Origin of the sequence: [Mycobacterium] manitobense, assembly GCF_025821665.1 — a bacterium.
Lineage (GTDB): Bacteria > Actinomycetota > Actinomycetes > Mycobacteriales > Mycobacteriaceae > Mycobacterium > Mycobacterium arseniciresistens.
The window spans coordinates 21622-33954 of record NZ_JACKSJ010000182.1 but is presented as its reverse complement, the minus strand read 5'-3'; the positions used below and the strand labels follow the sequence as shown (position 1 = coordinate 33954).

Below are 12333 nucleotides of genomic sequence, written 5' to 3'. Positions count from 1 at the left end.
GGACGCGTAGCGGTCAGCCGGTGGTGGCGTGGCCCGCCGTCGCGGTCTGCCGGGCGTTGCGCCACAGCGCTTCGGCGGCCACGGCGGGCACCTGCAGCCGGCGCGCGGCGTCCCGGGCGGCGGACGGCAACGACTCGGTCAGCGGGACCCGGCTCAGCCGGGCGGCCATCGCCCCGAGATGGCCGTTCCCGGCGGCCGGTGCCGGTCGGGCCGCCGTGAATTCGCCCATCCACGCGGTGAGTTGATCGGCGTGCGCCTGCTGGGTCTGCCCGTCGATGGCCCATGTCAGGTAGGCCCTCAGCGCGACCGTGGCGTGCACGCGTTCCCACAGCGCGGCCGAGATCAGTTCCGGCTGCTCGTAACTGGCCTCGGTAATCAGCTGCCAGCCGTATCGCAGCATCGGCGGCGCGGCGAAGGTACCGGTGGCGCGCAGCGCCGCGTCGGTGCATTTCAGTGACAGCGCCTCGACATCGGGGTGGCCGCCGCCGACGAGTTCCCTCAGCCGAAGCACCAGCGTGTCGAACTGCTTCTGCTGCGCGTGATTCGGCGCCGCCGCCGGCCTCATGGCGAGCAGCAGCAGGTGTCCGCCGATGATGCCGGCGATCGGGCTGGTGACGTTGGTGACCAGCATGTCGACGAGCTGCCCGCCGTGGCCCTCGGCGAGGATGTTGCGGTTCAACGCCAGCGCCAGGCGGGCGCCCTCGACGGCGGCATCCTCGTCAGCCGATCGCGGCGTCCCGTGTCTGCGCATGAACAGGGCCACCCCGGCGAGTCCGTCGGGGTGGTCGGCGGACGGGGTCTCATGTGCGGCGCGCTTGACGGCGACCTGAGTGATCCAGCCGGGGGACACGACGAGACACCCCTCGTGGCGTCGACCGTCGGCACGGCACTGTCTCAGGTAGTACATGCCCGGTTCGAGTGGCCGCTCCCAGACGGCCACCGCGTCGACGCCCGGCTGTCCGTCGAGTTCACTCTCGGCGACCAGGTCGCCCAGCGATGAGCCTGCGGCGTCGACGAGTTCGAGACCCGCCATCGGGTGGGGGACCGCTATCGGCGACTGGCCGGGATCCGTCCAGTGCCGGGCGAGCAGCGAGATGCCGGAGCTGCCGTGTACGAACGGCGTGTGGCGGTTGCGACCCTCGGCCGCCGCCGCGAACGGTGCCTCGTGCGTGCCGACCGTCGCCGCGGTCCCCGGGATGGGCGCCGCGGACGGGAGTTGCGGCGACGCCACCCGGCCAGGCACGCCGTGGCGATCCAGCAGCACAACCTGATCGCAGACCATGGTGATGTCGCGGCCGAACTCGACCCGCACCTTGTAGACGCCGGGGCTGTCGACCTCGTGCACCTCGCCGGTGCCGTCGAAGACGCGCTCGAAGCGGTTGTCCATCACGCTGATCGCCGCCGACGGGTTGTCGGCGACCACGTCGAGGGAGAACAGCTCGGTGCCGTCGGACGGCTCGACCGGAGGACCGGCGTCGCTGACCGTCTTCCTCACCGGTCCCGCACCGCTGACCTGGAAGCCGTGCCGCAATCCCGATTCCGCGACCTCGGCGACGTACAACCCCCGCAGGAGCTGCCCGCTCCATGCACCGTTGCGGACCGTCGCCGTCTCTGCGACGACCAGCGGCCGGCCGGTCCAGATCTGGAGTGATTTTCCGTCGGTACCCGCCGGAAAGGATAGCTGTACAGGGTATTTCAGCCGTGCCGGCAGCCGGTGGAACACCAGCCCGTCGTCGGCACGGACGAAGGGATAGAGGTCCACAGCGGTGGAGTTCCGTGCCGAATCCGGAAGGAACTCGGGCATCACCGTCAGCAGGAAGTTGCGCAGGCTGTACCCGGTGACGCGGCCGCGCTCGTCGGCGGCACCGCCCTGCAGGCCACACAGCAGTGTCCAGGTGAACACCCCGTGCACCTGTCCGTCGTCCATCCGGTGCTCCAGTGCGCTCTTGGTCTGCGCAGCGAGGCCGAGGAAGGCGGGGACGGCCGAACCGGTGCCGATGCGGGTGCGCAGCTGCACGTCGTTGACCGGGATGGACTGGGAGAAGTTCATGCAGCAGTCCATCCACAGCACGACCTCGCGGAACCGCTGCGCCGTGCGGAACCACTGCATCCAGCCGTGGGCGAACACATGCTCAGGACTCATCTGACTGGCATTCGCGGTGAACAGCGCGCCTTCCTCCAGCCGCGGGGCGAAGCCGTGCCCCGAGAAGTACAGGTAGAGCCTTCGCCCCGACGTGTCGCGGGTCTGCTCCTCGACCCACTTGAGGGCGCGTTCGACCTGCGCGGCCGCCGGCTGCGGATCGTGCGTGTCCACGGGATCGGCCGAGCGGATCAGCCGGACATCGTCCTCCGCCAAGCCACCCCCGTCGGGGTCGACGAGCCAGTTCTTCACGGCGAGCGCGTCGTTGTGCGGTCCGTCGAGATCGGGTGCGGCGCCGTCGGCGGCCAGCTGCGGGTATCGCGAAATACCCACCACCACTGCGAGATCCCTCATGGCTGTGTCTCCCTGCCGCGGTCGCTCACCACGGGTACGCGTCGTGGATGAACTCCTTGTCCGTCTCGGACAGAGTGCGGTTGAGGCCTGCGGAGAACCCGTCGGTGGTCCATGCGGCCGGAATCGGATACATCATGATCGAGCGGTTGTCGACGTCGGTGGCGTCCACCTCGGCCGGGTCGTACTTCTTGAAGATGTTGTGCTCGATGGTCGCCTCGTCCCACCTGTTGGGCGGGCCGGACAGGTCGGCGATCACCGCGGCGCGGTTCCAGTTGATCGACCCGATCGGATTCTGGTGCTCGTGGATCAGGCCGAGCGCATGCCCGAATTCGTGCAGCACCACCCGTAGTTCGGACTCCGCGGAATCCGGGGTGAGCCAGCCGAAGTTCATCGTCGGCTGCGACGGGGGAATGTCCTTGGACATGGTGCCGAGGTAGGACCACGACCCGTCGCCCTGCTCGAACGCGACGCGGATGTCGGCGTCCTCACCGTCGACGAACTTCAGGTCCAGGTTGGCCATCTGCGGTCCCGTCCACGTCTTGGCCACCTCGGCGACACGCCGCCGCAGATCCGGATCGCCCTCCAGGAAGGCCACGGTGATCTGGGTCCCGGGTTCCCAACGGAACTCGTTCAGGATCGCGGCCTTCGTCTTCCCCTGGACCTGCCCGGGCACGGGCACCATGCAGAAGTGGCGTGCGTTCTCCTCGGTCATGGCGACACCTTTCTCTCGTTCACACCCCGACCCCGGGGATGGGCTGCCTCGAGTGTCTGCCGTCGCGCGTGGCAGGTCGTGAGTAGTGCGCTACTCGACATGTGAACGGACGTCGGCAGGTTGCGTAGCTCTACTCATCCCCTGACCGCCTGCCACCGGGCATGCTGATGAACATGTCGCTCATCCAGCCCACGGCCGACGCGCTCGCCGGTGACGTCACCAAACCCGGCCGCGACCGCGCGGTGGACGTCGCCCGCCTCGCCGCACTGGTCGTGGTGATGTTCGGGCACTGCGCCCTGCTGCTGGCCACCATCGACAGCAGTGGTGTCCGCATCGGCAACCTGCTCGGGGCCCTGCCCGACATCCAGCCCGTCACCTGGGTCGTCCAGGTCATGCCGCTGTTCTTCCTCGCCGGCGGCGCCGCGGGGGCCTACGGTTGGCGGTCCGGCGCCGTCTGGGGTGGCTGGTTGTTCGCCAGGACCCAACGGCTCTGCCGGCCGGCGTTCTGGTATCTCGCTATGTGGTCGCTGGGACTGCTCGTCGTGCGCGTCACGCTCGGCGGCGAATCGGCCGACCGGCTCGGACGCGAATCCGTTGCGCTGCTCTGGTTCCTCGGCGTCTACCTCGTCACCCTCGCCTTCGTCCCGGTGCTGACGCGGCTGCGGTCGGGCCGCTCGGCCACGGCGCTGGTCGCCTCGCTGCTCGTCGCCGCGGCCGCCGTCGACGCCATCCGGGTCGCCGCCGGCACCCCGACCGCGGGTGTCGCCAACTTCCTGATCGTCTGGCTGATCCCGATCGTGCTCGGGGTGGCCTACGCGCGGGGTCTCGTCTGTCGGCGCGCCGCCCTGGCCGCCGCCGCGGCCGCCCTCGGCGCCCAGATCGCGCTCGCGGCAACCGGTGTGTACGAGGTGGCACTGGTGGTCACCGGTGTCGAGCACATGTCGAACGTGTCGCCGCCGACACTGCTGCTCGCGCTGCAGTGCACCTGGATGTCCTGCGCGTTCATCGCCGCGGCCGGGCCCGTCCGCCGGTGGGCCGCCCGCCCGCGGGTGTGGCACGCCGTCGCGGTGGGCAACGGTGGCGCGATGACGCTCTACCTCTGGCACATCCCGGCGATCGCGGTGGCCGCCTTCTTGCTGCACGCCCTCGGCCTTGACGCCTACGACGTGCACGCACCGGACTTCTGGGGCCTGCTGGCACTGCGAGCACTCGTCTTCGCGGTCGTGATGGCCGTCGCCTTCCGGGTGTTGTCACCGCTGGAACACCGCCCCCTGCCGTGGTGGGACGCCCCGGCTCGCCCCGTCGGCGCGCGGTCGACGGCGGCGGGCCTGCTGGTGTGCGCCGCAGGCGTCGCGCTGGTGCTGCTGGCCAAGAACGGACTCGCGGGCGCCACCGGCTGGGTCACCCTCGGCGGCTTCCTGCTCGCCGCCGCGGCCGCCCGTCTCTGCGCGGGCCGCACGGCGGCCTAGCCGGACCGGTGCGCGGTGGGATGCACCTGCACCCGGTAGCCGTGCCGCAACGCCGCCACCGTCAACGCCGGCGTCACCACCGCCACCTCGCCCGCTGCCGCGGACACCGGTGCCCGATCGACGTAGCCGGCCGGCGTCCAGCGGTGCGTCGCACCGCCCCACATCAGCCGGAGATCGCGGTCGCCATCCCGGCCGCCGAGGTCGACGAACACCCCGTCGGGAAGCTCCGCAGCCAGTGCGCTGGAGCGCGGCGCCCGCCGCGATGCGGCCAGCAGGGCATCGAGATCCTTCGCGCCGGCGACCGGCCGGCCGGCGCCGACGCGCGAAGCGTCGAGGAACGCCCGGTACCGGTCGCGGCGGCACTCCGCGCACGGCCGGTGACCCGCGGCCAGCGCGACGGCCTCGTCGAGGAAGAAGAGTTCGGTGTAGCTGCCCGGCGTCATCACCGACCGCCTGCGCTCGCGGAACTCGAGTAGGCAGATCAACCACATCCGGTTGCGCGACCTTCGGATGATGCGGCGGTCCGCGTCGTGCAGGACGCCCCGGTTTCCCATCAGCGTGCCCCTCGCCTCGGTGGCGATGATGTCTCCGTCCGGTGTGACCCGGTTCTGCAGGGGCATCGCCCGACGATAACGGCCGGCCGCGACACGCCCCGGCCGCCCGCCGTGACATGTCGGCGGCGTTCGGTAGGGTCTCGGCGTGACTTCGAGCCCTGCTGTCGTATCGGTAAACGCCCGTCTCGCTGAGGAACTCGCCGTACGGGAGGCCCAGGTGGCGGCCGCCGTCCGGCTGCTCGACGAGGGTGCGACCGTCCCGTTCATCGCGCGGTACCGCAAGGAGGTCACCGGCAGCCTCGACGATACCCAGCTGCGGACCCTCGAGGAGCGTCTGAGCTACCTGCGCGAGCTCGACCAGCGGCGCGCCACCGTGCTGGCCTCCATCGAAGAGCAGGGCAAGCTCACCGACGACCTGCGGGCGGCGCTGCTGGCCGCCGACACCAAGTCGCGGGTCGAGGACATCTACCTGCCCTACAAGCCCAAGCGGCGCACCAAGGCACAGATCGCCCGCGAGGCGGGTCTCGAACCGCTGGCCGACCGGCTCCTGGCCGACCCCGGGCAGGTGCCGGAGACACTGGCCGCCGACCACCTCGGCGACGCGGTCCCCGACGTGGCCGCCGCCCTCGACGGCGCGCGGCACATCCTCGTCGAACGTGCCGCCGAGGACGCCGAACTGGTCGGCGCGATCCGCACCAAGTTCTGGGCCGATGGCTCCCTGCGCACCCGGCCCTGGTCGGAGGACGCTGCGAAAACCCCAGCGGCGCAGAAGTTCCGAGACTACTTCGACTTCGCCGAACCGCTGGAGAAGATGCCGTCCCACCGGGTGCTCGCCGTGCTGCGGGGAGAGAAGGAGGAGGCGCTGTCGCTGACCTTCGACGGCGGCGAGGACGACGCCTACCAGGCGATGATCGCCCGCACGCTCGGTGTCGACATGGGTGCGGCGGCACCTGCGACACCGTGGCTGGCCGCCACGGTGCGGACGGCCTGGCGCACCCGGCTGATGTTCTCGGCCTCGGTGGACGCGCGGATCAAACTACGGCAGCGCGCCGAGGAGGACGCGGTGGCGGTGTTCGCACGCAACCTCAAGGACCTGCTGCTGGCCGCGCCGGCGGGGGCGCGCACCACGCTCGGCCTCGACCCCGGTTTCCGGACCGGCGTCAAGGTCGCGGTGGTGGACGGCACCGGCAAAGTGCTCGACACCTGTGCGATCTATCCGCACCAGCCGCAGAAGCAATGGGACATCGCCAAGGCCACCCTGGCTGCCCTGGTCGCCCGTCACAAGGTGACCCTGATCGCGGTCGGCAACGGCACCGCGTCACGCGAGACCGACGCCCTGGCAACCGAATTGATCGCCGACATCCGCGCCTCGGGTGCTGACGCGCCGGTCAAGGCGATGGTCAGCGAGGCGGGCGCGTCGGTGTACTCGGCCTCGGCATATGCCGCCCGGGAGCTGCCCGCCCTCGACGTGACACTGCGCGGCGCGGTGTCGATCGCGCGGCGGCTGCAGGATCCGCTGGCCGAACTGGTCAAGATCGAACCGAAGTCCATCGGTGTCGGTCAATACCAGCACGACGTCACGCCCGGCACCCTCGCCCGCAGCCTCGACGCCGTGGTCGAGGACGCGGTGAACGCGGTGGGCGTCGACCTGAACACCGCGTCGGTGCCGCTGCTCGCCCGGGTCTCCGGCGTCAGCGAGTCACTCGCCGAGGCGATCGTCAGCCACCGCGAGAAGACCGGACCCTTCCCGCACCGCAAAGCGCTGCTCGACGTGCCGCGGCTGGGGCCCAAGGCCTTCGAGCTGTGCGCGGGATTCCTGCGGATCACCGGCGGCGACGACCCGCTCGACGCCTCTGGTGTGCACCCCGAGTCGTACCCGGTGGTGCGTAAGATCCTGGACCGCTCGAAGGTCACGCTCGCCGAGCTGATCGGCGACGCACGCACGCTGCGCTCGCTCGCACCCGCCGATTTCGCCGACGACCGGTTCGGCGTGCCCACCGTCACCGACATCATCGCCGAACTGGAGAAGCCGGGCCGAGACCCGCGTCCGGCCTTCACCACCGCCACCTTCGCCGCCGGTGTCGAGAAGGTGGCCGACCTGAAGGCCGGCATGGTGCTCGAAGGTGTGGTGACCAATGTCGCGGCGTTCGGTGCCTTCGTGGACGTGGGCGTCCACCAGGACGGCCTGGTGCACGTCTCCGCGTTGGCCGACCGCTTCGTGTCCGACCCGCACGAGTTGGTGCGGTCGGGGCAGGTGGTCCGGGTGAAGGTGGTCGACGTCGACCTCGACCGCCAGCGCATCGCACTGACGATGCGGCTGAAGGACGCGCCGGAGCAGGGCCGGGGCGGGCGCAGCCCGCGCGGGGACTCTGCGGCGCCGCGCCGCGATGCCGGCAGCCGGAATGGTCAGGAGCGCCGGAACCCGGTCCGCGGCAAGGATTCCGGTCGCCGCGAGCCGGCCCGGCCCGCCGGGTCGATGGCGCAGGCGCTGCGCGACGCCGGTTTCGGCAGGTGAGCGCGTTCTGAGCATCCCGGCGGGTCGTTGGTCATAGGCTGCCCCTCATGATCATCGACCGAGCCGCTGTCGTCGCAGGCAGCATCCGGCTGGCATCCGGCGTGTCGTTCCTCGCCGACCCGCTGCGGGCCAACCGGCTGTGGGGAGAGCCCGACGATCCGGGACCCTCGGCGCGACTCCTGTTGCGGTCCATGGGCTATCGCGACGCCCTGATCGGCGGCCTGCTCCTGGCTGCGGGCCTGCGGGGACGCGACACCCGGGGCTGGTTCCTCGCCTCCGGTGGTGCCGACGCCGCCGACCTGCTCGGCGGCATGAGCGTGCACGACGACCTCAAGCGCGGCCAGCAGATCATCGGACTCGGCGGTGCGGTCGTCGGCATCGGGGTGGGGCTGTGGGGGGCCGCGCGTCGAGGACCCGCGATCAGCCGGCCGGTCCCTACGACCGGCGCGGCCGCGCGGGACTAGCGCGGCCCCCGCGGGCGGCTACCCGGTCGCCGACACCTCCTTGGTGCCGTAGACGCGCTCCATCATCGCCGTGTCGGCGTAGATCTCGACCCGAACGGTCTTCCCCTCGCGCAGCGTGAACACGTCCGCGTCGTGGCTGAGCTCACCGTCAGAGGTGACGTCGGTGAGCGCGACCACCGTGTCTCCGTCGCCCAGCAGGCGGTTCACCTTCACCGTGGTCTGTTTCTCCGCCATCCGGCCGAGCAGTTCCCCGAGCTCGGCCTTGCCGTGGTAGGTACCGCTGACCGCGCTGTTGCCCGGCTGGATCCACTCGAGATCGTCGTCGAACAGGCTCATCACCGTGTCGACATCACCGGCCGCGAAGGCCTCGTAACCCCTCTTGATCACCTCGATATTGCGTTCCGTCTCGTCCGACATCTCCCGACTTCCTTCCTGCGATCGCCGGCCGCACCTGGCCGCGGCCGGTCTGAGCCGCAACTGGCCGTGGCCGGTCTAGGGAGTCGCAAATGTCGGGCTCTCGGATCAGTCAGACCACTCGCCGCCGTTTCGAGTATCAGCCCGGGGTCCAGGGCGGATCGGGAATCGGCAGTTGTAAGAACACTTATCTGAACTGCAGGTCCGCAAGCGGCGTGGCAACGCGGTGATGTGGGTATTCGCAGAGGTCGGGATCCGACTCAACGAGCGTCTGCTCGAGGAGGTGCATCGTGATCAAGAAAATTGCCGCCGGCGCCATGATGGCCGGGCTGCTCGCCGCCGGGGCGGTGGTGAACCCGGTCGCCCCCGCAGGTGCGGACCCCCGCGGTTGCTTCGCGCCGTGGATCGATCCGCCGGGGCCCGGGTGTCTGCCGCCGCCGGGTCATCTCAAGGACGGGCCGTGGCCGTTCAACGGTCCTCCGGGACACTGGCCGGTCAATCCGGGCAAGGTCAACCACTGGTAGGACTCAGCGACCGGCGGTCCGCAGGGCCGGGGTGGTCGTGGCGATGAAATCCTCGATCAGGTCGATGACCTGACTGGGCGCCTCGACGTGGGCGAAGTGCCCGACGTCGGGCAACACCTCGAGGCGGTTGCCCGGCCGCACCGCCTGAGCATCGTGCGCGTGCTGGACCGGGATAATCTCGTCGCGTTCACCCCAGATGGCCAGCGACGGCAGCTCGGTGCGCAACTGCAGCCGGCTCAGTGCGCTGACCGCCTGTCCGCGGTAGTCGACCACCGAGCGAAGCGTCTTGAGGAAGGCGTCCCTGGTCTGGCGGTCGGCGAACGACGAGTAGGCGTTCCAGATCTCGGCGCCCCGCGGTGACCGCAGCCCGGCTGAGCTCAGCCAGGACCGCACCTTGTTCCCCGCGGCCAGCACCGGGGACGGCGCGATCACGGGCATCACGAGCTCAGCGCCCGGGGCGGACAACAGCCGCAGGATCCAGCCCACGTCCTGGCCAAGGCCGCCACTGCTGATCAGCACCAACCGGTTGCAGTACTCGGGGTGCTGATAGAGGAACTGCATCGCGATCCCGCCGCCCAGGGAGTGGCCGACGATGGTGACGCTCTCCACGCCCAGCTCGTCGAGGAAGTCGCGCAACCAGACCGCGAACGCGCCGAGCGAGTAGTCGGTGCGGGGCTTCCCGCTCTGCCCGTGGCCGAGCATGTCGGGAGCGATGACGCGGTAGTGCCGCGACAGACGGGGCATCACCTCGCGCCAGGTCTGCGAGCTGCCCGCCATCCCGTGGATCAGCAGGAGCGTCTCGCCCTCGCCGGCGTCGCGGTAGGCCACCCGCTCGCCGTGCAGTTCCATGTACTCGAGCTCCACCTTGGACCTCCTCGGTCGGTCGCGGCGCCACCCAACCTTACCGGCCGGTAGTAAGTTGCGGCAGCCCCCGCTGGGTAGGCTTGCCCGGATGACCGCACGCGACCGGGCCCGCTGGGACGAGCGCTATGCCGCGCGGCCGGCGGTGGACGCCGGCGCGGTGTCCGCGCCGGACGAATTCGCGACGCACGAATCGGTGTTCCCGCGCACCGGGCGGGCCCTCGACCTGGCGTGCGGACAGGGTCGGACCGCGGTGTGGCTGGCGCGCCGCGGGATGGACGTCCTCGGTGTCGACGTCTCTGCGGTGGCGATCGCCCAGGCCCGCGACCTGGCGTTGCGGTGCGGCGTCGGGGCCCGCACCCGTTTCGACGTCGCCGATCTCGACGACGGCCTGCCGCCCGGCCCGCCCGCCGACGTGATCGTCTGCCACCGCTTCCGCGACCGCCGCCTCGACCGGCCGATACGGGCCCGGCTGGCGCCCGGTGGCCTGCTGGCGGTCACCGCACTCAGCGAGGTGGGTGCGTCGCCGGGGCCGTTCCGTGCGGCCCGCGGCGAGCTGACCGAGGCGTTCGGCGACCTCGACATCCTGGTCGCCGGCGAAGCCGACGGACACGCATGGCTGCTGGGTAGGCATACTTCGCCGTCCTGAGGGCAATACCCCCACGGCCATACGCCGCAAGGGGGAGCATCCGATGACAGCCGAAGCGCCGCAGCAGACCGACCAGCCGCCGCCGCTCAAACGCCGCATCACCGGGCCGCTGCTGTTCATGTTCATTCTCGGCGACGTGCTCGGCGCAGGCATCTACGCCCTGATGGGCAAGCTCTCCGGCGAGGTCGGCGGGGTGCTGTGGGCGCCGTTGGTGCTTGCGCTGCTGCTGGCACTGCTGACCGCCGGTTCCTACGCCGAACTCGTGACGAAGTATCCGAAGGCCGGCGGCGCGGCGGTGTTCGCCGAGCGTGCGTTCAAGCAGCCCCTGGTGTCCTTCCTGGTGGGCTTCAGCATGCTGGCGGCGGGCGTGACGAGTGCCGCGGGTCTGGCGCTGGCGTTCTCCGGCGACTACCTGACGACGTTCGCGCCGGTGCCCGCGGAGCCCGCCGCACTGGTGTTCCTCGTGCTGATCGGCTGCCTGAACGCGCGGGGGATCAGCGAATCGCTCAAGAGCAACGTCGTGATGACGTGTATCGAGGTGACCGGCCTGGTGATCGTCGTCGTCACCGTGGCCGTCATGCTCGGTCGCGGCGGCGGCGACGTTTCGCGCATCGGCCAGTTCCCCGACGGCGCCAATCCGGCGCTGGCCATCCTGGGCGGCGCCATCATCGCCTATTACTCGTTCGTCGGTTTCGAGACGTCGGCGAACGTCGTCGAGGAGATTCGCGACCCCAGCCGGGTGTACCCGCGGGCGTTGTTCGGCGCGCTGGTGGCCGCGGGTGTCGTCTACGCGCTCGTCGGTGTCGCGAGCGCCATCGCGCTGCCGGACAGCGAGTTGGCGGAGTCGTCGGGCCCGCTGCTCGCGGTCGTGTCCGCCACCGGCGTGGGCGTTCCGGACTGGCTCTTCAGCGCGATCGCGCTCGTCGCGGTCGCCAACGGCGCACTCCTCACCATGATCATGGCCAGCCGGCTGACGTACGGCATGGCGCAGGAAGGTCTGCTGCCCGGTGCGCTGGCCAAGGTGCTGCCCAACCGGCGCACACCGTGGGCCGCGATCGTGGCGACCACCGTGGTGGCCATGATGCTCACGCTCGTCGGTGAACTGCAGACGCTGGCCGAGACCGTGGTGCTGCTACTGCTGTTCGTCTTCATCTCCACGAATGTCTCGGTCCTGGTGTTGCGCCGGGATACCGTGGAGCACGACCACTTTCGGGTATGGACCGTGGTGCCCGTACTCGGCGTCGCGTCGTGTGTGCTGCTGCTGACCCAGCAGAGCGGACAGGTGTGGATGTACGCCGGAATCCTGTTGGCCGTCGGCGCCGTGCTGCACCTGGTGGCGAAATGGAGCACGCGACGCGCCACAGAGTGAGCAGGACACATTTCGATAACAACAGCCGACACGGCGGTCAAATGCGCGGACTCACCTGCAGGAAGCCCACACTGAGACGATGCCCGTAGAGGAAACAGCCTGGGACGTTCTGGTCTCACGCGACCTGGAATCCCGCCACTACGAACAACTTCGTGCCGCGCTCGCCGACACGATCACCAAACGTCTTCCCTCCCACAAGAAGTTGCGCCGCATCGTGGCGTGGTCGCAGAACGGCGGATGCCTGTTCCGGCCGCAACAGGGCGTCTGCCGCTACGCCGTGTCCTACGAAGTTGTGATGGCCGTCTGAC

12 protein-coding genes are annotated in these 12333 nt (G+C 70.3%); 7 read left to right on the top strand and 5 right to left on the bottom strand.

The annotated features are described in order from the left end of the window. Positions 1-13: 13 nt before the first annotated feature. Both H7I41_RS20890 and H7I41_RS20885 read right to left on the bottom strand, forming a co-directional pair. Entirely contained in the window at positions 14-2494 is a 2481-nt protein-coding gene (locus H7I41_RS20890) for a caspase family protein (RefSeq protein ID WP_264014529.1), read from the bottom strand. 25 nt (positions 2495-2519) lie between these two features. After that, positions 2520-3206 carry a M12 family metallopeptidase gene (locus H7I41_RS20885; RefSeq protein WP_264014528.1) on the bottom strand — a complete coding sequence of 229 codons (687 nt, stop codon included), beginning with the start codon at positions 3204-3206 and terminating at the stop codon, positions 2520-2522. Between the two features lie 173 nt (positions 3207-3379). Between H7I41_RS20885 and H7I41_RS20880 the strand changes: the two genes are divergently transcribed. Next, a complete protein-coding gene (locus tag H7I41_RS20880) occupies positions 3380-4675 on the top strand; it encodes an acyltransferase family protein (RefSeq protein WP_264014527.1) in 1296 nt (431 codons plus the stop codon). Here the strand turns inward: H7I41_RS20880 and H7I41_RS20875 are convergent. Further along, the gene (locus tag H7I41_RS20875) at positions 4672-5295 is read right to left on the bottom strand and encodes a hypothetical protein (protein WP_264014526.1); all 624 of its coding nucleotides are present in this window, start codon (positions 5293-5295) and stop codon (positions 4672-4674) included. The two genes, H7I41_RS20880 and H7I41_RS20875, sit on opposite strands and share 4 nt — an antisense overlap. A gap of 79 nt (positions 5296-5374) precedes the next feature. Here H7I41_RS20875 and H7I41_RS20870 point away from each other — a divergent pair, with 79 nt between their 5' ends. Next, positions 5375-7744: a Tex family protein gene (locus H7I41_RS20870; protein WP_264014525.1), complete on the top strand. Its 2370-nt coding sequence runs from the start codon at positions 5375-5377 to the stop codon at positions 7742-7744. A 47-nt stretch (positions 7745-7791) separates the two neighbouring features. Continuing rightward, the gene (locus H7I41_RS20865) at positions 7792-8208 is read left to right on the top strand and encodes a DUF4267 domain-containing protein (protein WP_264014524.1); all 417 of its coding nucleotides are present in this window, start codon (positions 7792-7794) and stop codon (positions 8206-8208) included. 18 nt (positions 8209-8226) lie between these two features. On the opposite strand, the gene H7I41_RS20860 is transcribed toward H7I41_RS20865, so the two are convergent. Continuing rightward, on the bottom strand, positions 8227-8625 hold the full coding sequence (locus H7I41_RS20860; protein ID WP_264014523.1) for a nuclear transport factor 2 family protein: 399 nt from the start codon (positions 8623-8625) through the stop codon (positions 8227-8229). A gap of 287 nt (positions 8626-8912) precedes the next feature. Between H7I41_RS20860 and H7I41_RS20855 the strand changes: the two genes are divergently transcribed. Beyond that, positions 8913-9146: a hypothetical protein gene (locus H7I41_RS20855; RefSeq protein ID WP_264014522.1), complete on the top strand. Its 234-nt coding sequence runs from the start codon at positions 8913-8915 to the stop codon at positions 9144-9146. Positions 9147-9149: 3 nt separating this feature from the next. Here H7I41_RS20855 and H7I41_RS20850 read toward each other — a convergent pair whose 3' ends face one another. After that, positions 9150-9995 carry an alpha/beta fold hydrolase gene (locus H7I41_RS20850; RefSeq protein ID WP_264014568.1) on the bottom strand — a complete coding sequence of 282 codons (846 nt, stop codon included), beginning with the start codon at positions 9993-9995 and terminating at the stop codon, positions 9150-9152. Between the two features lie 103 nt (positions 9996-10098). Here H7I41_RS20850 and H7I41_RS20845 point away from each other — a divergent pair, with 103 nt between their 5' ends. The 3 genes from H7I41_RS20845 (at position 10099) to H7I41_RS20835 (ending at position 12332) form a co-directional block, all read left to right on the top strand. Further along, positions 10099-10656 carry a class I SAM-dependent methyltransferase gene (locus H7I41_RS20845; RefSeq protein ID WP_264014521.1) on the top strand — a complete coding sequence of 186 codons (558 nt, stop codon included), beginning with the start codon at positions 10099-10101 and terminating at the stop codon, positions 10654-10656. 43 nt (positions 10657-10699) lie between these two features. Beyond that, complete coding sequence (locus H7I41_RS20840; protein WP_264014520.1) at positions 10700-12025, top strand: APC family permease; 1326 nt, start codon at positions 10700-10702, stop codon at positions 12023-12025. Between the two features lie 79 nt (positions 12026-12104). Further along, positions 12105-12332 (top strand): hypothetical protein, encoded by a 228-nt coding sequence (locus H7I41_RS20835; RefSeq protein WP_264014519.1) that lies wholly within the window; start codon positions 12105-12107, stop codon positions 12330-12332. Position 12333 lies beyond the last annotated feature (1 nt).

Bases quoted from the DNA above. Each gene is read 5' to 3' on its own strand.
- H7I41_RS20885 (WP_264014528.1), bottom strand. From the start codon at position 3,206: ATGACCGAGGAGAACGCACGCCACTTCTGCATGGTGCCCGTGCCCGGG.
- H7I41_RS20840 (WP_264014520.1), top strand. From the start codon at position 10,700: ATGACAGCCGAAGCGCCGCAGCAGACCGACCAGCCGCCGCCGCTCAAA.
- H7I41_RS20835 (WP_264014519.1), top strand. From the start codon at position 12,105: ATGCCCGTAGAGGAAACAGCCTGGGACGTTCTGGTCTCACGCGACCTG.
- H7I41_RS20865 (WP_264014524.1), top strand. From the start codon at position 7,792: ATGATCATCGACCGAGCCGCTGTCGTCGCAGGCAGCATCCGGCTGGCA.
- H7I41_RS20875 (WP_264014526.1), bottom strand. From the start codon at position 5,295: ATGCCCCTGCAGAACCGGGTCACACCGGACGGAGACATCATCGCCACC.
- H7I41_RS20845 (WP_264014521.1), top strand. From the start codon at position 10,099: ATGACCGCACGCGACCGGGCCCGCTGGGACGAGCGCTATGCCGCGCGG.
- H7I41_RS20890 (WP_264014529.1), bottom strand. From the start codon at position 2,494: ATGAGGGATCTCGCAGTGGTGGTGGGTATTTCGCGATACCCGCAGCTG.
- H7I41_RS20880 (WP_264014527.1), top strand. From the start codon at position 3,380: ATGTCGCTCATCCAGCCCACGGCCGACGCGCTCGCCGGTGACGTCACC.
- H7I41_RS20860 (WP_264014523.1), bottom strand. From the start codon at position 8,625: ATGTCGGACGAGACGGAACGCAATATCGAGGTGATCAAGAGGGGTTAC.
- H7I41_RS20850 (WP_264014568.1), bottom strand. From the start codon at position 9,995: ATGGAACTGCACGGCGAGCGGGTGGCCTACCGCGACGCCGGCGAGGGC.